Source organism: Streptomyces herbicida, assembly GCF_032656585.1.
Taxonomy (GTDB): domain Bacteria; phylum Actinomycetota; class Actinomycetes; order Streptomycetales; family Streptomycetaceae; genus Streptomyces; species Streptomyces herbicida.
Genome location: NZ_JAUYWJ010000046.1, coordinates 24,733 through 47,066 on the forward strand (window position 1 = coordinate 24,733; position 22,334 = coordinate 47,066).

Annotated in this window: 13 protein-coding genes and 1 pseudogene; 7 read left to right on the forward strand and 7 right to left on the reverse strand. The window is 72.9% G+C overall.

Annotation, left to right across the window (positions count from 1 at the left end; all coding sequences use genetic code 11):
* Positions 1 to 141: 141 nt before the first annotated feature.
* A pseudogene (locus Q8A52_RS47360) lies at positions 142 to 989 on the forward strand (aldo/keto reductase); the annotation flags it as partial.
* Positions 990 to 1,017: 28 nt separating this feature from the next.
* On the opposite strand, the gene Q8A52_RS47365 reads toward Q8A52_RS47360, so the two are convergent.
* From Q8A52_RS47365 to Q8A52_RS47380, 4 genes are all read right to left on the reverse strand, one after another.
* Entirely contained in the window at positions 1,018 to 2,352 is a 1,335-nt protein-coding gene (locus Q8A52_RS47365) for a PrsW family intramembrane metalloprotease (protein ID WP_316764697.1), read from the reverse strand.
* A gap of 10 nt (positions 2,353 to 2,362) precedes the next feature.
* Positions 2,363 to 3,187, reverse strand: a complete 825-nt coding sequence (gene trmB, locus Q8A52_RS47370) for a tRNA (guanosine(46)-N7)-methyltransferase TrmB (RefSeq protein ID WP_316764699.1) — start codon at positions 3,185 to 3,187, stop codon at positions 2,363 to 2,365.
* Between the two features lie 42 nt (positions 3,188 to 3,229).
* Positions 3,230 to 4,447: an L-2-hydroxyglutarate oxidase gene (lhgO, locus tag Q8A52_RS47375; protein WP_316764723.1), complete on the reverse strand. Its 1,218-nt coding sequence runs from the start codon at positions 4,445 to 4,447 to the stop codon at positions 3,230 to 3,232.
* Positions 4,448 to 4,637: 190 nt separating this feature from the next.
* A complete protein-coding gene (locus Q8A52_RS47380) occupies positions 4,638 to 6,059 on the reverse strand; it encodes an MFS transporter (protein ID WP_316764702.1) in 1,422 nt (473 codons plus the stop codon).
* A 695-nt stretch (positions 6,060 to 6,754) separates the two neighbouring features.
* Between Q8A52_RS47380 and Q8A52_RS47385 the strand changes: the two genes are divergently transcribed.
* Both Q8A52_RS47385 and Q8A52_RS47390 read left to right on the forward strand, forming a co-directional pair.
* Positions 6,755 to 8,848 carry an asparagine synthase-related protein gene (locus tag Q8A52_RS47385; protein WP_316764704.1) on the forward strand — a complete coding sequence of 698 codons (2,094 nt, stop codon included), beginning with the start codon at positions 6,755 to 6,757 and terminating at the stop codon, positions 8,846 to 8,848.
* A gap of 362 nt (positions 8,849 to 9,210) precedes the next feature.
* Positions 9,211 to 12,498, forward strand: a complete 3,288-nt coding sequence (locus Q8A52_RS47390) for a BTAD domain-containing putative transcriptional regulator (protein ID WP_316764726.1) — start codon at positions 9,211 to 9,213, stop codon at positions 12,496 to 12,498.
* A 6-nt stretch (positions 12,499 to 12,504) separates the two neighbouring features.
* Here the strand turns inward: Q8A52_RS47390 and Q8A52_RS47395 are convergent, their stop codons facing one another.
* Both Q8A52_RS47395 and Q8A52_RS47400 read right to left on the reverse strand, forming a co-directional pair.
* Positions 12,505 to 14,430: a sigma-70 family RNA polymerase sigma factor gene (locus Q8A52_RS47395; protein WP_316764708.1), complete on the reverse strand. Its 1,926-nt coding sequence runs from the start codon at positions 14,428 to 14,430 to the stop codon at positions 12,505 to 12,507.
* A 241-nt stretch (positions 14,431 to 14,671) separates the two neighbouring features.
* Complete coding sequence (locus Q8A52_RS47400) at positions 14,672 to 15,442, reverse strand: TetR/AcrR family transcriptional regulator (RefSeq protein WP_316764710.1); 771 nt, start codon at positions 15,440 to 15,442, stop codon at positions 14,672 to 14,674.
* A 381-nt stretch (positions 15,443 to 15,823) separates the two neighbouring features.
* Here Q8A52_RS47400 and Q8A52_RS47405 point away from each other — a divergent pair, with 381 nt between their 5' ends.
* The 3 genes from Q8A52_RS47405 to Q8A52_RS47415 all read left to right on the forward strand — a co-directional run bounded on the left by Q8A52_RS47405 (position 15,824) and on the right by Q8A52_RS47415 (position 19,922).
* Positions 15,824 to 17,203: an NAD(P)/FAD-dependent oxidoreductase gene (locus Q8A52_RS47405; RefSeq protein WP_316764713.1), complete on the forward strand. Its 1,380-nt coding sequence runs from the start codon at positions 15,824 to 15,826 to the stop codon at positions 17,201 to 17,203.
* Between the two features lie 212 nt (positions 17,204 to 17,415).
* Entirely contained in the window at positions 17,416 to 19,074 is a 1,659-nt protein-coding gene (locus Q8A52_RS47410; RefSeq protein WP_316764715.1) for an ATP-binding SpoIIE family protein phosphatase, read from the forward strand.
* 32 nt (positions 19,075 to 19,106) lie between these two features.
* Positions 19,107 to 19,922 carry a class I SAM-dependent methyltransferase gene (locus Q8A52_RS47415; RefSeq protein ID WP_316764717.1) on the forward strand — a complete coding sequence of 272 codons (816 nt, stop codon included), beginning with the start codon at positions 19,107 to 19,109 and terminating at the stop codon, positions 19,920 to 19,922.
* A 68-nt stretch (positions 19,923 to 19,990) separates the two neighbouring features.
* On the opposite strand, the gene Q8A52_RS47420 is transcribed toward Q8A52_RS47415, so the two are convergent.
* Positions 19,991 to 21,253: an MFS transporter gene (locus Q8A52_RS47420; protein ID WP_316764728.1), complete on the reverse strand. Its 1,263-nt coding sequence runs from the start codon at positions 21,251 to 21,253 to the stop codon at positions 19,991 to 19,993.
* A 153-nt stretch (positions 21,254 to 21,406) separates the two neighbouring features.
* On the opposite strand from Q8A52_RS47420, the gene Q8A52_RS47425 reads away from it, so the two are divergent.
* Positions 21,407 to 21,967, forward strand: coding sequence for a MarR family winged helix-turn-helix transcriptional regulator (locus Q8A52_RS47425; protein ID WP_316764720.1), 561 nt, complete (start codon positions 21,407 to 21,409; stop codon positions 21,965 to 21,967).
* Positions 21,968 to 22,334: the final 367 nt, after the last annotated feature.

Below are 22,334 nucleotides of genomic sequence, written 5' to 3' on the forward strand. Positions count from 1 at the left end.
ACCCTGTCGACCTCCGGCGGTCCTGACGACACCCCCCCGACGTCAGGACCGCCGGTCAGGCGTTTACGGGATCTTTGCCGGCGTATCCGGACTCTTCCGCTCCGGTGTGACCGTAGTCATAGATCATGACTTCTCTGCTTCTTCCCGCTCGCCCTCGGCGGCAACGTCTCGGCTGGACCGCCGACGAGACCTCCTCCTTCGGCGTCCTGGACGCCTGCACGGCCGCCGGCGGCAACTTCGTCGACACCGCACGAGGGCGGCGAGTCCGAGACGATCATCGACTGGGGGTCCCCCCTGCTCGAAGAGCTTGGGGGAGGATGAAGGCCCGCGGCAACCGCGCCGACGTCGTGATCGCGACCAAGGTCAGCCAGCACACCGACTTCCAGGGCCTGACCGCCGCCAACATCAAGGCCGCGGCCAACGCCTCCCTCCGGCGCCTGGACCCGACTGCATCGATCTCTACTGCACCCACTTCGACAAGCCGGAAGTGCCCTTCGAGGAGATCGTCGGCGCGCTGGACGAGCTGGTGAAGGCGGGCAAGGTACCGCACATCGCCGCCTCCAACATCACTGCGCAACGCCTGCAGGCGTCCCTGGACTCGTCTCGCGCGACACCTACGAATGCGCCCTGCAGGACGTCGTCATCCGCAGCGGCCTCGCGGCCGTCCCCTACTTCGCCCTGGCCGCCGGCTTCCTCACGGGCAAGTACCGGCCCGGTACGACGGTGGACAGCGCGCGCGTGCCAAGGGCGCCGCCAAGCACCTCGACACCGAGCGCGGCCGACGGGTGCTGACCGCCCTGGACGAGATCGCCACCGCGCACGAGGCCCCCGTCCCCACGGTGGCCCTCGCATGGCCGGCGGCCCAGCCGGCGGTGACCGCGCCGATCGCCTCGCCACGCACGGTTGAGCAGCTCCCGGCGCTGCTCGCGGTGGCCGGGCTGCGGCTGTCGGAGAAGGAACTGGCGCGGCTGACGGACGCGTCGGCGTAGCGGGCCCGCCACGCCTGCCCGCGGCGCCCTAGGACCGATAGGGGTTGTACGCGGGATAGGGCGCCGCCGGGTACCCGTACGGCGCCGCTGTTCCGTACGGCGCCGCCGTTCCGTACGGAACCGGCGGCCCGTACACCGGCCGGGGCGGAGCGGACATCCGTGCCGCGTACTCCATCGCCGGACGGGCCACCTGCCGCCGCTTCCACAGCTCGGCCAGCAACTCCCGCTCCCGTACGACGTAGTCGGCCCCCGCACGCCCCCTGCGCCCGCGGTGGCGCAGGAACGCCAGTGACGTCGCGTACGCCTCGTACTGCCCCACGGCGCGCGCCGCCTGCTTGCCCAGGTGGTGGCCGGCGTAGTCCCGGGCCATCTGCCGCGCCCGCATCGAGCCGAGCACGAACGGTTCGGCGGGCCCCAGCCACCCGGCGAAGACATACACCGGCAGCTCCTCCCGCACGGTCCGCAGTTCGCGCTGCCGCGTCCAGATCGCCAGCCAGGTCAGCAGCCCGAACGCGGGCACCATGAACGCCCCGTACACGGCGAAGAACCCGTACGGGCCGAAGGTCGAGGAGCCGTTCCAGAACGCGTGCATGCTCATTGCGAGCAGCAGCCCGCCGAGCGGCACCAGCACCCGCCGCACATGCTGCCGCTCGGCGGAGAGCGCGGCGATGCCGAAGCCGATGCCGGTGAGGACGGTGAAGAGGGGGTGCGCGAACGGGGACATGATGACGCGCACGAAGAACGTCGCGGCCGTGACGGAGGCGATGCCGCGGTCGCCGGTGATCTGGTCGGTGCCGAAGGCGGTACCGAGATAGAGGATGTTCTCGGTGAAGGCGAACCCGGTGGCGGTGACCCCCGCTATCACCACGCCGTCCACGATCCCGGTGAAGTCCCGTCTGCGGAACAGGAAGACGAGGAGCACGGCCGCCGCTTTGGAGGACTCCTCCACGATGGGCGCTATGACGGTGGCGCCGAGGGTGTCGGCGCTGGACGGATCGGCGGTGGCCGTGGCTATCCACCTCGTGGCGAAGCTGTTGGCCACGATGGCTATCAGGGCCGCCGCGCAGGCGCCCCAGGCGAACGCGAAGAGCATGTTCCGCCAGGGCCCCGGCTCGACCCGGTCGAGCCAGCGGAAGGCCGCTATGAGCAGGGGCACGGGCAGCACGGCGAGGCAGATCCCGACCAGGAACCCTTCCGTGCCGGTCTGTTCGCGCACCAGGGCGAGGATGACGAGCCCGGAGAGCGCGAGCAGGGTGATGAGTGCCCCGTACCGCACCCACCTGCGCTGCCACCAGCGCGGGTGCCGGAGCGCACCGTCGACGGGGCCTGCGGGGTGCGTCGGATACGGGGGAAAGGTGGCCACGGCATTGACCCTAACGTCGCTGCTGCTCCCGGTGCTGTACGCGGCGGAAGAGCAGATCGTTCACCACATGACCCTTGTCCAGTCCCTGACCCTCGAAACGGGTCAGCGGCCGGAAGTCGGGACGCGGCGAGAAACCGCCGTCGGGCCGGGTGTTCTCGAAGTCCGGGTGCGCGGTCAGCACTTCTAGCATCTGCTCGGCGTACGGTTCCCAGTCCGTCGCGCAGTGCACGATAGCCCCGGGTCTGAGGCGGGTGGCGGCCAGGCTGAGGAACTCCGGCTGGATCAGCCGCCGCTTGTGATGCCGCTTCTTCGGCCAGGGGTCGGGGAAGTAGACGCGCAGCCCGCCGAGCGAGTCGGGCGTGAGCATCTCGCGCAGCAGGATGATCGCGTCCCCGTTCCCGACCCGGACGTTGGACAGCCCGTTCCGGTCGCAGAGGTTGAGCAGATTGCCCTGCCCCGGGGTGTGCACGTCGACGGCGAGGATGTTGAGGTCGGGATTCCCGGCGGCCATCTGAGCGGTGGCCTCGCCCATGCCGAACCCGATCTCCAGCACCACGGGCTTGTCGTTCCCGAACAGCTCGCCCAGGTCGATGACCTGCTGCCCGTCGATGTCGAGCCCCCACTTGGGCCACAGGCGCTGCAGCGCGTCCGCCTGCCCCGCGGTCACCCGGCTCCGCCGCGGCTGGAAGCTTCGGATCCGCCGCTCGAAGTGCGATCCGGCGGGATCGGCCCTGGGGCCGTCCGGGAAGCGCGGCTCACCCTTGGCGCGGGTGTGCCGGACGGAGACGCCGGGGACGTGCCGGGGGGATTCGGGGGTGTTCAGGGACTCAGACACAGTGGTGACGATTTTACGCGAGCGGGGACACGGGGAGCCCGGTCACGACGAGCCCAGCACGGCCAGCGCCCGGCGCGCCACCGACCTGCCGATCGGCAGCGAGGCCGTGGCCGCCGGAGACGGGGCGTTCAGCACGTGCACGGCCCGTGCTCCCTCCCGGATCAGGAAGTCGTCGACGAGCGTCCCGTCCCGCAGGACGGCCTGCGCGCGCACCCCGGGGGCCGCCCGCACCAGGTCGTCCGGCTCCACGGCGGGCAACAGCCTGCGCACCGCATCCGTGAACGCCGGCTTCGACACCGAGCGCCAAAACTCCCCGGCCCCGTACCGCCAGTGCTGCCGGGCCATCGCCCACGCCCCGGGCCAGGCCAGCGTGCCCGCCACCTCACGGGGCCGTACCACTCCCCAGCCATACCCTTCCCGGGCCAGGGCCGGCACCGCGTTGGGGCCGACGTGCACACCCCCGTCGATCCCGCGTGTGAGATGCACGCCGAGGAACGGGAAGGCCGGGTCCGGCACCGGATACACCAGTCCCCGCACCAGTCCGGGCCGCGCCAGCTCGTAGTACTCGCCCCGGAACGGCACGATCCGCACCTCTGGCTCGTCGCCGGTGAGCCGGGCCACCTCGTCGCAGTACAGCCCGGCGCAGTTCACCAGCACCCGACCGCGCACGATGTCCCCGCCCGCCGTCCGCACGGCGACCCCCAGCTCCGGGCGGCGGTCCACCTGCACGACCCGCGCCCCGTACCGGATCTCCGCCCCGGACGCCTCCGCGAGCTGCCGTGCGACCCCGACGAAGTCGGCCACGCCCGTCGTCCCGACGTGTATGGCCGCGAGACCCTCCACCTCCGGCTCGTACTCGGCGATCTGCGCGGCGCCGAGCTCCCGCACCGGAATCCCGTTCTCCCGGCCGCGCTGCACCAGTGCGTGCAGCCGGGGCAGCTCGGACCGCTCGGTGGCGACGATCAGCTTGCCGGTGACGGCGTGCGCGATGCCGTACTCGGCACAGAACTTCACCATCTCGGCGGCGCCCCGCACCGCGTACCGCGCCTTGAGCGAGCCGGGCCGGTAGTAGATCCCGCTGTGGATCACACCGCTGTTGCGCCCCGTCTGGTGCCGGGCCGGCCCCGGCTCCTTCTCCAGCACGGTCACGCGGGTGCCCGGCGCGGCACGTGTGATCGCATACGCCGTCGACAGCCCGACGATCCCACCGCCGACCACCAGCACGTCGCAGTCGTACGCGGCCTCCCGCACCTGCACCACCTCCTGGCATCGATAGTGCACTGCGCCACCGACAACGCGTTGAAACCAGGGTGACGACAGCGCCCCGAAGGGGGCGCGGGCCTGTGACATCAGCGGCTCCGCCGCGAGGCGCGACAAGCCACGGTCAGCCCGCACCCCCAAGCCTGCATCAGCCAGGAAGACGCTCAGGGGCCCGGCATTCCAGCGGAGCCTACGCGGGAGCCAACAGTGGTCGCGCCCGCTCCCGCAACTCGACCACACGCGGTTCGTCACCGTACGGCTCCAGCCGGTGAAGCAGATCCTTCACGTACTCCGTGGTGCGCGCGGACGATATCCGCCCCGCGACCTCCACGGCCCGCACTCCCTGCTCGCACGCTGCGTCCAGGTTGCCCGACTCCAGTTCGGCGACCGCCGAGACGACCAGCCGCAGCCCGTGCGACCGTACGAACTCCTCCGTCGGCTTCGACAGCGCCTGCTCCGTGAAGCGCCGCACCTGCCGCGGTGCCTTGAGATCGCGGTAGCACTCCGCGGCGTCGGCGGCGAACCGGTCGTAGGAGTAGAAGCCGAGCCAGGTCGGGTCGTTGTCGCCCTCCCGGGCCCGCTCCAGCCAGCCCTCGGCGGCCTTCAGGGCCGCGCCGGCCGCCTGTGCGTCGCCGGCGCGTGCGTGCGCGCGTGCCTCGACCAGGCGGAAGAAGCTCATCGTGCGGGAGGTGGCCAGACCCCGGTTGCGCTCCACGGCGGCCTGCGCGAGGTCGACGCCCTCGTCGCCGAAGCCCCGGTAGGTCGCCTGCAGGGACATGGACGCCAGCACGTAGCCCCCGAGGGGGACGTCGGCGGCCGCGCGCGCGAGGCGCAGCGCCTGGATGTAGTACCGCTGCGCCGCCTCCTGCTGGCCCGTGTCGAAGGCCATCCAGCCCGCGAGACGGGTGAGTTCGGCGGAGGCCCCGAACAGGGCCCGGCCGACCTCGTCGGAGTACGAGCCGAGCAGCAGCGGTGCCGCCTCCACCCGTAAACACTCGGGCACCATGGACGAACGCCAGTCGCCGCCTCCGTATTTGGAGTCCCAGCGCCTGGCGTCCTCGGCGGCCTCCCGCAGTTTCTGCACATCGCTGTGGCCGACTTTGATCGGTGCGCCGGAGCCCTCGGAAGGGTTTGCATCCCGTGCGACCGAGCTGTCGGCGGGGGTTATCAGCCACCGTGAGGCGGGCGTTGCGTATGCGCTCACCGCGAATGATCCGGCCAGGGACTGCCAGATGCCTCCGGAGCCGGCCCGGCGGCCGGCGAGGTCGAGACGGTACAGCTCCGTCGCCGACCGCACCGCCTGTCCTACGTCTCTGGGGAAGGCGAGGCCCACTTCGGGCGCGGGATCCGCGTCCGCCAGGCCGATCTCGTGGAGCGGCACCGGGCGGCCGAGCTTCTGGCCGATCGCGGCCGCGATGAGGTGGGGCGCGGCGCCCTGCGGCACCATGCCCTTCGACACCCAGCGCGCGACCGAGGTCTTGTCGTAGCGAAGAGTCAACCCGCGTTGAGCGCCAAGATCGTTGACGCGTCGCGCGAGTCCTGCGTTGCTGATTCCCGCGAGGGCGAGAACGGCGCCGAGCTTTTCGTTCGGCCCGCGTTGCTCCCTGGACATGCGCCACCCCTCGACACAGACGGCTGCCGCGCTGGCATAACCACGCGGCATTCGTAAACCCAGCGTAGTTCGCCGCATCCCAAGCGTTAAGGGGCATTGTTCCGGTTGGCGGGATTGTGGTCCGTACGGAAGTACGGGCCCTGTACGCACCGTGCACGGCATGTCGCGACGTGCCCCCGTCGTGTGGCCGTGCGCCCGTCCGTGCGCTCTTCTCCGGCCACGTGGGGAGCGGTTCCATGGATCGTGCGTGGGTCGGCCCGCTGTACTGGATCCAGCGGGCTGGGGGACACCGCCACCTTCATCCCCGCGGGTGGCGGACCGGTCCGGGAGGCGATGCCCGCCTCCCGGACTGTGCGCTGTCGGCGCGCCGCGCCGAGCCTGTACGGAGCGTTGCTCAAACCTGTCCCCGCGTCGCCAATTTGGCCGAAAATCGATCCTGCCTCTCGCGGGTGATTACCGCTCCTACCACGGAACTTGAGGGCGCGAAGGGCGTTTTTGGGGAGCGTATCGGGGGCGCATTCGAGTCGCAGTTCCCTTGTGTCGTACGGGGGTTCGCTTCCCCATGGGCACGCGCGCGTGGGCGCATTCCATCGGCCGAAGGAGGCGCCGCCGCACCTCGGGGGCGCGTTCTTCATGGCAGCATGGTGAACCGGTTCGTACCGTGCACTGGTTGTCCACAGCCTGTGGAGGCGTCGATGCGGTGGTTGGTGGGATGGAGCAGCGCCGCCGCCGGTGCCGCCGAGATCGGGTCCGCGGGCGCGACCGGACACGACGGCGAGACCGTCCACCCGATCGGGTCCCAACTCCTGTGGGGCGATCCCGATCCTCTGTGGGCGGTCGGGGACTGGCGCCCGGACGAGGTGCGCGTGGTCAAGGCCGACACCCAGAACCGCATCGCCGTGCTGGGCACCTGCGGCGCCTCCGACGAGGAGCTGCGGCTCTCCCTGTTCACCGCGCGCGGAGGGGCACTTCGGCATCTGACGGCCTGGTCCGGCAGTTACACGGCCGTCGTCCAGGTCGGCCGCCGCGTCACCGTCTGCGGCGATCTCGCGGGCGCCCGCCCGGTGTTCTACACCCCCTGGGCCGGCGGCACCGCGTACGCGACGGCCGCGCTGCCGCTCGCCGACCTCATCGAGGCCAACCTCGACTTCGGCCACCTCGCGGCGCTGCTCGCCGCTCCCGACGTACCGGCCGCGCTGCACGATTCGACGCCGTACGACGGTGTGCGGCGCGTTCCGCCGGGACACACCCTGATCCTCCGCGCGGGCTCGCGCGAGATCGCCGGGTACGAGCAGGTCGCCTCCCTCGCCGTGGCGGCGCCCTCGGCCGACCCGGACAGGGCGGTGGACGCCGTGCGGGACGCGCTCGTCGAGGCGGTGCGCGCCCGACTCTCCGCACCACGGCACGTCCCCGACATCGACCCCGGCCCGGTGCCCGGCATGGGCCCGGCCGAACGGCGTGCCGCGCGCGGGATGCCCGTACCCGGGATCGGTGCGGACCTGAGCGGCGGCCCCGCCTCGGGGACGCTGGCCCTGCTGGCCGCCGGCCTCCCGGGCATGCCGGGCACGATCCTGGGCCACGGCACCGGCGCCGGTGAGCGACTGTTGGCCGTCACCTTCAACGACCTGGCCGTCGGGGGCCGCGAGGCCGAGCTGGAGCGGGCCGGGAGCCTCGCGTCCAACCCGCGCCTGCACCACGTCGTGGTGGCCGGCGGGGAGGAGGTACTGCCGTACGCCGACCTGGACGGCCCGCTCACGGACGAGCCGGCACCCTCGCTCGTCATGGCGGCCCGTCATCGGGCGCGCCTGGCGTCGGGCAGCGCGGACCACTTCACCGGCTACGGCGCCCGCCAGGTCCTGGACGCCCACCCGGCCCGCCTGGCGGACCTGCTGATGGACCGCAAACGACGCCACCTGGTGCGTCCGGTCGCGGCACTGGCCAAGGCGGACGGTTCCGTGATGGTCCCCGCGCGCGTGTACAGCGCGGCACGGCGGCTGGCGCGGACACCGTACCGGGCGGGCGTGGAAGTGCTCGCCGAACGCCTGCTGCGCCGACGGTTCGACGAACCCGGAGGCGCGGTCGGAGCGTCCCTCGCGGCGCTCACCTGGGCCAGACCGGGGCCCGCGGCGCGCTGGCTGACGGGAGAGGCACTGGCTGAAGTATCGGTTCTGCTCCAGAGCTCGGCGAACCGCTCCGGAGTGGGCCCCGGCCAGCGGCCCGGCGACTACCGCGCGCGTGCGGCGCTGGCCCGGCACGCGGCGGACATCCGGGTGCTGGAGCAGGCCGCCGAGATCCGCTCCCAGCGCCTGCACGCCCCGTTCCTCGACAACCAGGTGGTCCGCGCCTGCCGCGAACTCCCCGAGGCCCTCAGGGTCCAGCCCGGCGCCCGTGCCGCCATCCTCCGTGCGGTCCTGGAGGGCGCCGGCGTCACCGACCTCCCGCCCGGCTGGGGTGCCCCCTCCCACGCCTCCTCGGCCGCGGCCGCCCGCACGGGCCTGCGCGTGGCCGCCGACCCCCTCGTCTCCCTCTTCACCACCCCCCTCCTCGCGGAGGCGGGCCTGATCGAGGCACGCGTGGTCCGCAAGGCGCTGCGCGGGGCGGCGGCCGGTGAACCGTTGCCGCTGGACGGTCTGGCGGATCTGGTCTCCCTTGAGCTGTGGCTGCGTCGGCTGCTGGCGCGCCGGGGTACCTGCTGGACCGGTACCCCGGCACGCGCGCGTGCGGTTCCGGCGGGGATCACGCCTCAACGGGGTGCGTTGGGGGCGGGGGCGGCCGCGCGGCGGGGGTAGGGCAGCCGACGGCGCCGGCGCTGCTCACCTTCCTCGCGCCCGCCGCCCGGGCGGACACCCACAAGGGCGACACCGTCTTCACGTCGGTGACCTTCGGCAAGACCACCGTCGGGGTCGGCGGGGCCCGGACCGTGACGGTCACCGCGACCGCCAAGGACGGCTCCGGCATCGACAACATCTACGGCCGCAAGCTGGTCGGCCCCGACAGCCGCAACTACGCCGACCTCACGAAGTTCGCGGGAACGGGCACGACGAGCGGGGCGACGGCGACCGGGGACGGCGTGGCCCTGAACCAGCCGCGGCGGGACGACCCCGCACCGAAACTCCGTGCCCCCGCCTGCCACCCCGGCGACAATGACCCGGTGCGGTACAGAATCCTGGGCGTTGCCCAAGCGACGGACGACCAGGGCACCTCCATCCCCCTCGGCGGCGCCCGCCTTCGCGCGCTCCTCACCGCCCTCGCCCTGCGCCCCGGCCGCACCACGCCCCCCGAGACCCTGATCGACGAGGTCTGGGCGGACGACCCGCCCCAGGACGCCCCGGCCGCGCTCCAGGCACTGGTCGGCCGTCTGCGCCGTACCGTCGGAAAGCACATCGTCTCCTCCGGCCCCGGCGGCTACCGCCTCGAGGCGGTGCGGGACGACGTCGACCTGCACGTCTTCGAGCGGCTGGTGCGCGACGGCACCGCCGCCCTCGACCGGGCCGACCCGGCCACCGCCTTCCGCGCCCTCACCGAGGCCCTCGCCCTCTGGTACGGCCCCGCCCTCGCCGACCTCCCCGACCGCACCGCCGCGAGTCGCCCGGAGGCCCTGCGCCTGGAGGCGACCCGGGCCCGGGCGGCCGCCGCCCTCGCACTCGGGCGCGCCCACGACGTCGTACCGGAGCTGACGGAGCTCACCACGGCCCACCCGTACGACGAACCGCTGCACGCCCTCCTCATCCGCGCCCTGCGCGACACCGGCCGCACCGCCGCTGCCCTCGCCGCGTACGACACCGCCCGCCGCACCCTCGCCGACGGCCTGGGCGCCGACCCCGGCCAGGAACTCAAGGCCCTCCACTCGGAGTTGCTCACGCAGGAGGAGGCTCCCACCGTCTCCCCGCTCGGCCGGTTCCACGAGCGCACCGGCAATCTCCGCCCCCGCCTGACGTCCTTCGTCGGCCGGGAACCCGAGCTCGCGGCCGTTCGTTCCGAATTGCACAGGGCCCGCCTCGTCACCCTCACCGGACCGGGCGGCTCGGGCAAGACCCGTCTCGCCGAGGAGGCCGCCGCCGGACTCCCGCAGGCATGGCTGGTCGAACTCGCCCCGCTCGACCGGCCCGAGGCGGTGCCGGGCGCGGTGCTCAGCGCGCTCGGTCTGCGCGAGACCGTGCTCATGACCAGCGAACTGGCGACCCACCAGGACGACCCGGTCGCCCTGCTCGTCGAGTACTGCGCCCCGCGCAGCCAGCTCCTGATCCTTGACAACTGCGAACATGTCATCGGCGCGGCCGCCGACCTCGCCGAGACACTGCTCACCCGCTGCCCGGGCCTCACGATCCTCGCCACCAGCCGTGAACCCCTGGGCGTCCCCGGTGAGTCGGTGCGCCCGGTCGAGCCTCTCGTCCCCGAGCAGGCGCACCGCCTCTTCGAGGAGCGCGCGGCGGCCGTGCGTCCCGACGCCGACGCCGTGCTCCACGACAAGGAGGCGGTCGACGAGATCTGCCGGCGCCTCGACGGGCTCCCCCTCGCCATCGAGCTCGCCGCCGCCCGGCTGCGGCTGCTCACCCCCCGGCAGATCGCCGACCGCCTCGACGACCGCTTCCGCCTCCTCACCTCCGGAAGCCGTACGGCCCTGCCCCGCCAGCAGACCCTGCGTGCCGTGGTCGACTGGTCCTGGGAGCTCCTCGACGAGCGGGAGCGGACGGTGCTGCGCGAGGTGTCGGTGTTCGCCGGCGGCTGGGACCTCGCGGCGGCGGAGGCCGTGTGCACCGGCCCGGCGGCGGAGCTGATCGGCGCGCTCGTCGACAAGTCCCTCGTCGTCGCCGCGCCGGACGGCCCGGACGCCCTGGACGGCATGCGGTACCGCATGCTGGAGACCATCCAGGAGTACGCCACCGAGCGTGCCGCCGAGATCCCCGAGCTGCGCGCGGCGGCCGAACTGCGGCACCGCGCATGGGTGCGTGCGCTGGCCGAGCGGGCGGAACCGCTGCTGAGGTCCGAGGCCCAACTGCCGTGGATCTCCCGCCTGGAGACCGAACTGGACAACATCCGCGCCGCCCTCGACCGCACCCTGCGCGACGGCGACGAGGAGACGGCGGGCGCGCTCGTCCTCGCGGTCGGCTGGTTCTGGTGGCTGCGCAACTACCGCCAGGAGGCGGTGGACTGGGTGCGAGCGGTGCTGCGCCTGGGCGTCGCCCTGGACGCACTGCCCGAGGACGCCCCGGCGGAGGCCCGGGAGCGGCTCGCCGCCTCCGCCGACCCGGTGGGCGCCTTTCTCGCGGCCCCCGACGCGGAGGCGGGCCATCCCCTGCGCGACCTGCGCATGGACGTGCGGATGCTCCATATGTTCCTGACCTCCGAGACCGGCGCCCCGGACCTGCTGACGGACGAGCGGGCCCCGGAGTACATCGCCCGCGTGCGGGCCGTCTTCGAGCACGGCGGGCCGCAGTCCGCCCGGCTGCCGGGTGTCGTCTGGCCGCTCACCGCCTACTACCTGGGCGGCCCGGCGGAGGTCGGCCCCGACATGGCGGCGGCGGTCGCCAACTGCCGTCTCCACGGCGACGACTGGGCGATCGGCGTCAGCCTGATGTACCGCACCCACATGGTCGTCGACTCGCCCGGCAATCTGCGGGGCGTCGACGAGGACCTGGCGGAGCTGCGGGTGCTCAGTCGGCGGGTGGGGGACCGCTGGATGCGGGCCCAGGTGTGCAGCGCGGCCGGCGAGGCGGCCATGGCGCGCGGCCGCTTCGAGGAGGCCGGGCGCGAGTACGAGGAGGCGCTCCGGCTCGCCTACGAGGTGGGCGGGTACGCCGAGTCGCCGTTCCTGATCGCGCGGCTCGCCGAGATCGCCTACCGCTCGGGCGACCGGGCGGCGGCGCTGGCCGCCCTGGACGAGGCGGCCGCGGCGGCCGAGCAGTACGGGGTCGCGGAGTCCCGGGCCTTCATCCTGCTGCTGCGGGCGCACATCGCCCAGGACGCCGGAGACATGGTCCGCGCGCGCGAGCTGTTCGAGGCCACCCGCGCGACGATGGCGGGCGGAAACGCGCCGCCCCAGTTCACGGCGAGCCTGGGCGCGGTCGAGGCCCTGATCACGGCCGGCGAGTCCGGTCCCGGGCAGGGACTGCCCGTGGTGGCCGGGGTGCTGCGCGAGGCCGTGGAGCGGCGGTGCGCCGAGTCGATCACGGCGGGGCTCGTGGACATCGCGGCCGACCTGCTGGCCCGGCTCGGCGATCTGGCCGGTGCGGTACGCCTGTTCACGGCCGCCGACCACTTGCGCGACGGCCATCCGCGCCCCGAGCCGGAGCGCACCCGCGCCGCGCACGTCGACGCCACCGCCCGCGCGAACCTGACCCCCGCCCGGTACGCGGCCGAGCTCGCCCGGGGAGCGTCCTGCACCGTGGACGACGTACTGCGGGAGCTGGACGGCAGTCCCTTCGCCGCCGGCGGATGACAGGACCTAGCGGCAGGTGAACCTCGAGTCGGCCCAGTCGGCGAGCGCCGCGGCGTCGAAGGCGTTGCTGTGCGGCTCGACCACCAGGCGTACGGTCCGGTGCCCGGTCAGGTTCACATGGACGGGGACGGCCGGGGCGCCGCCCTTCACCATCCCGGACCGCCACAGCCGGACGCCGTCGGCGTAGACGGAGAAGTAGACCTTGCCGAGCCCCAGCGTCAGGTCGTCGACGCCGGCCATCGCGTCGTACGCGGAGCACTCCCGGTTGAGGTCGACGGTGACGGAGGAGGCGCCGTGGACGGTCACACCGCGCGCGTAGTGCTGGTCGGCGACGGACAGGCCGTGGCGCCGCCACACCCAGCTGCTCTCCCCCAGCCGCATCTCGGGCTTGCTGCCGTCGCCGGTGATGTCGTACCGCAGATCGCTCCACTCGTAGACGACCGGCGTCGGCGCCGGTGTCGGCGGGGGTGTGGGTGTCGTGGGCGGAGCGGGGGTCCGGGTGGGCGTCGGTGTCGGCGTCGGTGTCCCCGGTGTCGGCTTCGGCGAGGGGGCCGGAGGCCGGCTCGCGCTCGATGCCGGGTTCGGGCTCTGCCCGGGTGCGCTCGACGCGGTGGGGGCCGGTGTCGGGGCGGCCACGGGGACGATGCCCGGTGCCTTCGGCGTGGGCTGCGTCTTCGAGGGTGCGGGGGCAGGCGACTTCGGCTGGGCGACCGACGGCGGGGAGGACGGCTTGGCGACCTCCTTGGCCGGGTGGCCGTCGTTCAGGAGAGCGAGCGCGACCGTGGCGACCCCGACCGCCACCACACCGGCCGCGATACCGGCCTTCACCGACCCGGCCAGCCCCTCGGCGGCCGCCGCGCCACCGCCCGCCCCGCCGGACGTGGCGCCACCGGCCGTGGCGGCGGCGCCCGCGGCGCCGACCCCGGCGCCGGCGGCGATGAGCCCGAGCGCCTTGGCGTACCCGGCGGCGCCGAACCAGCCGATGACCGCGACCGGGACGACCGCGGGGATCCCGCTCGCGACCTCCTCGATCTGCGCGGTCGCCAGCCGGCAGCCGGCGCACTCCTCCAGGTGCTTGCGCAGACCCCGCTCGGCGCGGATGCGCAGCTTGCGGCGGGCGTAGGTGCCGAGCTGGTCGGCGTAGCGCGCGCACTCCGCGTCGCCGGCGAGCGCGGCGCTGACATGGGCCTGCAGGTAGGCCTGCTTGAGGCCCTCGCGGGCGCGGCTCGCGAGCACGCGCGTGCCATTGGCGTCCAGCCCGAACAGGACGGCCACCTCGCTCGGTGACTCGTCCTCCACCTCGGTGTGCCACAGCACCGCCTGCCAGCGCTCGGGCAGTGAGCGGAAGGCCCGCATGGCGAGGGACTGCTCGGCCTCGTGCAGGGCCCGCACATCGGCGCCCAGGGCGAGTGTGCCGTCGCCCGGCACCGAGGACGAGCGCGTGGCATGCGCGGCGAAGACCGCGAAGTCGTCGACGAGCTGCTCGCGCCGGGACGACTTCGTCCAGTGCGCGGCCACCCGCCGGACGGAGGTGAGCAGATAGGCGCGTACGGCGTACTCGGGTCCCGAGCCGCCGCGCACCGCCTGGAGCATGCGGGCGAAGACCTCGGCGGTCAGATCGTCCGCGGTGTGGGCGTCGCGGCAGCAGGTGCGGGCGTAGCGGCGCACGGCGTCCGCGTGGCGCCGGTACAGCTCCTCGTACACGCTGTCGTCGCCCGCGCGCATCCGCTCGATCAGCTCGCCGTCGCCGGGCGCCGTCTTGCGCGGCGGCCGGGGGCTGCCCTCGCGCTGGGCCGGGACGCTGCCCTGCGCCGGGTCGCCGGAGCGCGGTACGTCCGCCCGGCCGCCCTGGCTGGGCACCTGAGGCGCGGTCAGCCCGCCGGCCTCCGCGTCACCGTCACCGAGGGACTCGTCCCACCCGTCAACGCTCATCGCGGAAAGCCCCCGACGCCTGCAAGCCCGACCCGATCACCGGCTCAGAGTGCCACACCGGCATTCGTTCAGGACCCCCAAGTACGAGCCATGCACTCGTCCGAGCGGACTTGCCGTCCGGCGGTACCGTCCATCACCCGGACGGGGAAGGCCCAACGGGCCGACCCCGTCCGGTACTTGATCGCATCCGGAGTGCTCCGAAGTCACTGGAGCGCCCCGTCGTACACAGGAGTCACAACGGTCACGCGGGCCGCGAACGCAGCCCCTCCAGCAGGATGTCCAGCAGCCGTGCCGAGGCCGCCGCCTGCTGGGCCGCGTCCGGCAGCGAAGGGGCCGCCGTGGCGATGACCAGCAGGACGTCGGAGACCGACACGTCCGGCCGCAGCTCGCCCGCCGCACGGGCCCGCTCCACGAGCCGGCCGACCACCTCGAGCAGCGCCGCCGCCCCCGCGTCGTCGTCCGCGGCCGCCGGCTCCTCGGACACCAGCCGCAGCTCACCGGCCCCCGGCTGGCTCCGCTGCTGCGGCACCCGCGTCTCCTCGGCCGCGGAGCCCGCGTCCTCGGTGCCGTCCTCCTGGACGCCGACCCGCAGCACCTGCGGCGGCAGCAGCCGCCCGGCCCCCGAGGCCACCGACGTGCGCAGGAAGCGCGACAGCGCCGACCACGGCTCGTCCTCCTGACCGAGCGCCGCCCGGGCCTGCTCGGTCAGCCGGGAGGTCTCCTCCTCGGCTATCCGACGGACCAGGACGTCCTTGCTCGGGAAGCGCCGGTACACCGTGCCCACACCGACCCGCGCGCGCCGCGCCACGTCTTCCATCGGCGCGCCGTAACCCAGCTCGCCGAAGACCTCGCGCGCCGCTCGCAGCACGTGCTCCAGATTGCGCTGTGCGTCCACCCGCAGCGGCGTCGTGCGCGGCCCCTCCGCGCGTCCGTTGCCCGCCGCCGCGCCCATCGCACCGCCGACGGGTGCGATGGCGTTCGCCGAAGACCAATGCGTGTCCTGAATATGCATAAGCGTTCCCCCGGTTAATGACGTCTCCCCCCGGAGACTCTCCCCGTCACTGATTCCGGAGTGCGCGGAACTGGCACCGTTCCCTGAGCGGGACCGCCCGTCGCGGACCCGTTCGACCACATCCCCTACACCCCGTCGACACACGAACATAGTTGAGAGGGAGTCAATTCAGAAGGGGCAGGTTCCGCACAGAGCGCCCCCCGATCGGAGTACGGAGCGCATACGTCCCGTTTGCGCACTCTGGCGCCCTCATGTCCGCCCCCGCTGACCTGCCCGCTTTCTCCCGGCTTCGGCAGCCCCGGCGCCGCCGCGAACACCTGGCCGCCGGTCACACAAATTGCCGGGGCTGTGGACAAACAAGAGCGCCGGGTGCGTCATGGGATGGTGAAGGAACGTGCGCGCATTCTCGTTGTCGGCGGCGGCTACGTCGGGATGTACACGGCCCTGCGACTTCAGCGGAGGCTGAAACAGGAGCTCAGGCGGGGCGACGTCGACATCACTGTCGTCACTCCGGATCCGTACATGACGTATCAGCCGTTCCTTCCCGAAGCGGCCGCCGGTTCGATTTCTCCTCGTCATGTCGTCGTACCGCTGCGCCGCGTCCTGGACCAGTGCCATGTCGTCGTCGGCGAGGTGGTGGCCGTGGACCACACCGAGCGGACCGCCACCCTCACCACGCTCGCCACCGAGGAGGAAGGCAGGGGCGCCGAGCACCTGACCTACGACGAACTCGTCCTCGCCCCCGGTTCGGTCGCGCGCACGCTGCCCATCCCCGGCCTCGCCGAGCACGCCATCGGCTTCAAGACCGTCGAGGAGGCCATCGGCCTGCGCAACCACGTCCTCGAGCAGATGGACATCGCCTCCTCCACCCGCGACCCCGCGATCCGCGACGCGGCCCTCACCTTCGTCTTCGTGGGCGGCGGCTACGCCGGAGTCGAGGCACTGGCCGAACTCGAGGACATGGCCCGCTACGCCACGCGCTACTACCCCAACGTCCGGCCCGAGGACATGAAGTGGATCCTCGTCGAGGCCGCCGACCGGATCCTCCCCGAGGTGGGCGCGGAGATGGGCCGCTACACCCTGACCGAACTGCGCCGCCGCAACATCCAGGTCCTCCTGGAGACCCGCCTCGAATCCTGCGCCGACCGAATCGCCGTACTGAGTGACGGCCAGCGCTTCCCGACCCGTACGGTCGTGTGGACCGCCGGCGTCAAACCGCACCCGGTCCTCGCCGCCACCGACCTCCCGCTCGACGGCCGCGGACGCCTCAGGTGCACCGCCCGGCTGACCGTCGACGGGGCAGAACACGCGTGGGGCGCGGGCGACGCCGCCGCCGTCCCCGACGTCACCGCCGAGGAGCCGGGCAAGGAGACCGCGCCCAACGCCCAGCACGCGGTGCGCCAGGCCAGGCTCCTCGGCGACAACATCGCGCACGCCCTGCGCGGCGAGCCCCTCGAGACCTACGCGCACTCTTACGCCGGTTCCGTCGCCTCACTCGGACTGCACAAGGGCGTAGCTCAGGTCTACGGCCGCAAGCTGAAGGGCTACCCTGCCTGGTTCATGCACCGCGTCTACCACCTCAGCAGGGTGCCCACCTTCAACCGCAAGGCCCGCGTGCTCGCCGAATGGACCCTCTCCGGGCTCTTCAAACGGGAGGTCGTCTCCCTCGGGTCGCTCGAACATCCCCGCGCGGAGTTCGAACTCGCGGCCGGTGGAAAGCCTCATCATGGCCCCTCGGACGACCCGAAGGGGTCGTCCTGACCGGACCGAGGAACTCCCCGAGCCGCTTCGGCGTCTGACGGATGTTGCCGCGGTCGGCCACCCTGCCAGACTGCCCCACGACCTTGGACGAGCATCCGCCCGCCCTCAGCACCCATGAGGCTTTTCCCGAGCACCGCCATTCCCGGGGACAACCCCCGGACCCCCGGCCGGATCCGGTGCCGGCCGACCACGACGACACGAGGCAAGGATTCGTGAACTTCACGCGCTGGAGCGCCCGGCTCCCCGGAACGCAGCGCCGCGCCGCAGCGCGGAGCGAGCACGCGGTCACCCCGGACCGGCGGGGGGAAGGATCCGTGCCCGCGGCCCGCATCGAGCAGCTGACCGACGACGCACCGTCCGTGCCCGCCGTCGACGAGCTCCCCGCGCGCGAGGTCCTCGACCGCGTCCCGGCCCTCGTCGCCCTGGTCCACGGCCCCGACCACCGCATCGCGTACGTCAACGACGCCTACGCCGCGGCCTTCGGCCAACGACCGCTCGGCGAACCCGCCCGCGAGGCCCTCCCGGAGCTTGCCGAACTGGGCCTGATGCCCCTCCTCGACCAGGTCCTGCGCAGCGGCAGGCCCCGCACGCTCAAGTCCCGCAAGGCCCCCGACGGCCGCTCCTACACCTTCACCTGCACCCCGGCCGCCGAGAACGGCCTCCGGGACGGCGGCGACGGCGCGGTGCTGGTCTTCGCCACCGACGTCACCGACCACGCCGAGGCGGCCGAACGCCTCCGGGCCAGCGAACGCCGCCAGCGCGAGACCGCGGTGACCCTGCAGCGAAGCCTGCTCCCGCAGGAGCTGGAACAGCCCGACGACCTGCGGATCGCGGCGACCTACCAGCCCGGCGGCACCGAGTCCGCGGTCGGCGGCGACTGGTACGACGTGATCACCCTGGGCGGCGGCCGCACGGCCCTGGTCATCGGCGACGTGATGGGCAGAGGGGTACGAGCCGCCGCGGTGATGGGCCAGCTCCGCACCGCGGTCCGCGCGTACGCCCGCCTGGACCTCCCCCCGCACGAGGTGCTCCAGCTCCTCGACGGCCTCGCCACGGAGATCGACGCCAACCAGATCGCCACGTGCGTGTACGCCATCCACGACCCGAACGAGGGCCGGCTGGTGTACGCCTCCGCCGGGCACCTGCCCATCCTGGTCCGCGACGAGAGCGGCACGGTGCTGCGCGCCGACGAGCCGACCGGCCCCCCGCTCGGCACGGGCGGCTGGATGCACGCGTCGGGCTCGGTCCCGCTGGGCCCCGGCTCGACCGCGGTCCTCTACACGGACGGTCTGGTCGAGCGCCGGGACGAGGACCTGGACGAGGGCATCGAGTCGCTCGAGCGGGCCCTGTCGGGGGCGACGGGGACACCCCAGGTGATCTGCGACCGCCTGGTCCGCACGGCGGGCGTCACGGCCGACCACGACGACGACGTGGCGGTCCTGGTCCTCCAGCACCCGGCCCGCACGGGGCCGGACGGCGACCTCTTCCGCAACGCGGCCCTGGAACTCCTCGGCGGAGTGGAAGCGGCCCCCCGCGCGCGTGCGTTCGCCTCCGGCGTGCTGACCAGCTGGCGCTTCCCCGCCGACCTGCACGACCTGGGCGTCCTCGCCACCAGCGAGCTCGTCGCCAACTCCCTGCAGCACGGCACCCCGCCCATGCGCCTCAGGCTCCGCCGCACCGACCGCCGCCTCATCGTCGAGGTCACCGACGGCGACGACCACCTCCCGCGCCGCCGGCGCGCGGAACCGGGGGACGAGTCGGGCCGGGGCATCGCCATCGTGGCGACGATCGCCTCGAACTGGGGATCCCGGCGGACCCCGGGCGGCGGGAAGGCGGTCTGGTGCGAATTCGCGCTGCCGCGCGCCACCTAGGCGAACCGGCTCCGCGGTGCTACTAGCTCCCCATGGCAGACGAACCGGGATTTCAGCTCAAGGGAAGCGCTCCTGAGCGCTATGAGGAGTATGTGGCGCCGCTGATGGCGCCCTTCACGACGGCGTTGCTCGACGCCGTGGACCTGTGCCCAGGTGATGTCGTCCTCGACCTCGCCTGCGGCACCGGCTTCGCCGCCCGCGCGGCCGCCGCCCAGGTCGGCCCCGCCGGCCGCGTCCGCGGTGCCGACGTCAACGCGGCCATGCTCAAGGTGGCTGTCGCCCACCATCCACGCCTGTACCCCGACATCGAGTTCACCGAGGCCTCCGCCGACCGGCTCCCCTACCCCGACGCAACCTTCGACGCGGTCGTCTGCCAACAAGGCGCCCAGTTCTTCCCCGACCTCACCGAGGCCCTCACGGAGACGGCCCGGGTCCTGCGCCCCTCCGGTCGCTTCGCGGCCACCGTCTGGGCCGACATGAGCCTCTCGCCGTACCTCACAGCCCAGTGCGAAGCCATCGAGGAGTACGGCGGTGAGGAAGCCGCAGCCGCCTTCACCACGGCCTTCGCCTGCACGGCCGACCGGCTGACCGACGCCCTCGGCAAGGCGGGCTGCCACAACGTCACGGCACGCGAGATCACCTTCGGCATCGCCCTGCCCCCGCTCGCGGACTTCGCCCCGGGCCATCTCTCCGTCCTGCCCTGGGGCCAGCGGCTCGCCGACGCCCACGGCGAGGAGACGCTCGTCGCCGCGGGCCGCTCGGTCGCCGCCCGCCTCGCCGACCGCACGGGACCGGACGGCAGGCTGACGCTCCCCTTCACCGCGATCCTGGCGACGGCGATCCGGTGAAGGCACCGCGGGATCCGGTGAAGCAGACGGCGGCCGCCACCCGAAGGTGACGGCCGCCCCTGCCGGGCTCACGCCTCGGCGACCACCGGCTCGGCTGGCGCGGCGCCCCGCGCCACGACCCGGCTCCGCGCCTGCCAGGGCCGGTCCTGCGCGGCGGTGAGCTGCCGCCCCAGCCGGAGCGCGAGGGCGGTGATGCCCAGCGAGAACAGCAGGAACGTCACGATGTACGGCGTGTGCAGCGAGGCCGCCATCGGCCCGCCCACCGCGGGCCCGACGGCCAGCGCAAGCTGCTTCACCAGGGCGAAGGCGGAGTTGTACTGCCCCGCCATCCCCTCCGGCGCCAGATCCGCCACCAGCGGGGCGACGGTCGGCGACAGCATCGCCTCACCCAGCCCGAACAGCGCGTACGTCGACACGAACGCGGCCGTGGCCATCTCCTGGCTGCCGTGGCCGAGACCCGCGTACCCGGCCACGACCCACGCCACGGCCCAGATCAGGCCCACGGCGGCGATCACCCGGGAGCGCCGACGGCGCTCGACGAACTTCAGCACGGCGAACTGCGCGACCACGATCATCAGGGTGTTCGCGGCCAGCGCCGTACCGAGCGCGGAGGTGGAGATCCCCGCGGCCTCGACACCGAACGCGGCCAGCCCGGACTCGAACTGCCCGTAACAGGCGAAGAACAGCACGAAGCCCAGCACGGACAGCTGCACCATGGCCCGGTTGCCGAGCAGCCGCTTCCAGCTGCCCTTCGCCGACCGCGCGGGAGCGTCCTCGATCCGCGGCGAGTGCGGCATCCGCACCGTCGACATGATCACGACGAGCAGCAGGAACATCGCCGCCTCGATCGCGAACAGGAGCGTGAAGGAGGAGACGCGCGTGGTGTCGACCAGATGACCGCCGATGAGCCCGCCGACCCCGAGCCCGAGGTTCTGCAGGAAGAACTGCATGGCGAACGCCCGCGACCGTGTCTCCGCCGACGAGCAGTCCACGATCATCGTGGCCAGTGCCGGCTGCATCACGGCCTGCCCGGCCCCGAGCGCCGCCGCGGACAGGAGCACGGCGGGCGCATTGCCCGCGAGCCCCAGGCTCAGGGCGCCCAGTGCGGCCATGACCAGGGCGGCGAGCAGGACCGGCAGCGGGCCGCGCCGCACGATCGCCCGGCCGGCGAACGGCAGCACGATGAGCGCGGCCACGGCGAAAACCGCGAGGACCAGCCCCGCCGTCATGGCTCCCAGCCCCCGCACCTGCGCCACATAGACGTACAGGTAGGGGACGGTGAAGCCGAGCCCGAACGCGCTGAGTGCGTTGCCCACGTGGATCCGGCGCATCGCTGCGCCCATCGCCCTGGTCACGTTCACCTCTCTCAGGTAGTTGGCGTGCCTCAGTACTTAGAACCGAAGACTTCGAAAATAAATTTCGAAGCTAAAGAGTACACATCCAAGGACTTCAACGCCAAGCGGCCCCGTGCGATACTTGCCTCCATGGGCGACACCCCCGGCACCATCGGCATCGGCAGCGAGCCGACCCTCGAAGAGCAGATCGCCGCCTACCAGCGCGAGTTCCAGGACCTCGACCCGCAGGTCGAGAAGATCGTCTCGGCGCTGTCCCGCCTGAACCGCCGTATGAACGTCGCCTACGGACGCCAGACCGCCGCCCTCGGCATCAGCAACGCCGAGTGGGAGGTCCTCAAGGCCCTCGTCCTCTCCGGCGCGCCCTACCGCATGGGCCCCAGCGACCTCGCCAAGCGCCTCGGCCTGACGCCGGCCGCGATGACCCACCGCATCGACCGGATGGTGGCGGAGGGCCTCGTCACCCGTGAGCGGGACGAGTCCAACCGCGTTCGGGTGATCGTGGAGCTGACCCCCGAGGGCCGCGAGAAGTGGCTCGAGGCCATGCGCCTCGCCTCCGTCTTCGAGGAGGACCTCCTCCAGGACCTCTCCCCCGAGGACCGCACGGTCCTCGGGGAAGCCCTCACCCGGCTGCTCCGTAGGGTGGAGCACGCCCAGCCGGACGCCGGCGGGCGCCTCTCCGACCTGGACTGACGTCCGGCGGAAAAAATCTTGACAGGGGGTGCTTGACAGCCCCCTGTCTGATCCGTAAAGTTCTTCGGGTTGCCGCGGGGCCGTAACGGTTCTGCGACAGCACCTCCCGCCGCAGCAGCGGCAGCCCAAACCATCAGCACGATCGCCCAGCCGGGTTGAATTCGGCGTGCCCGAATTCAATTCGATTTGGACACGGCAGCCCGATTAGGAACTGCCGGGAGGATCCGCTAAGGTTTGAGACGTCGGAACGGCTCAACGGCCGGGAAGACAAACCCTGCTGACTGGGAATCAGGCCCGAAAGGATCTGATAGAGTCGGAACCGCCGGAAAGGGAAACGCGGAAGCGGGAACCTGGAAAGCGCCGAGGA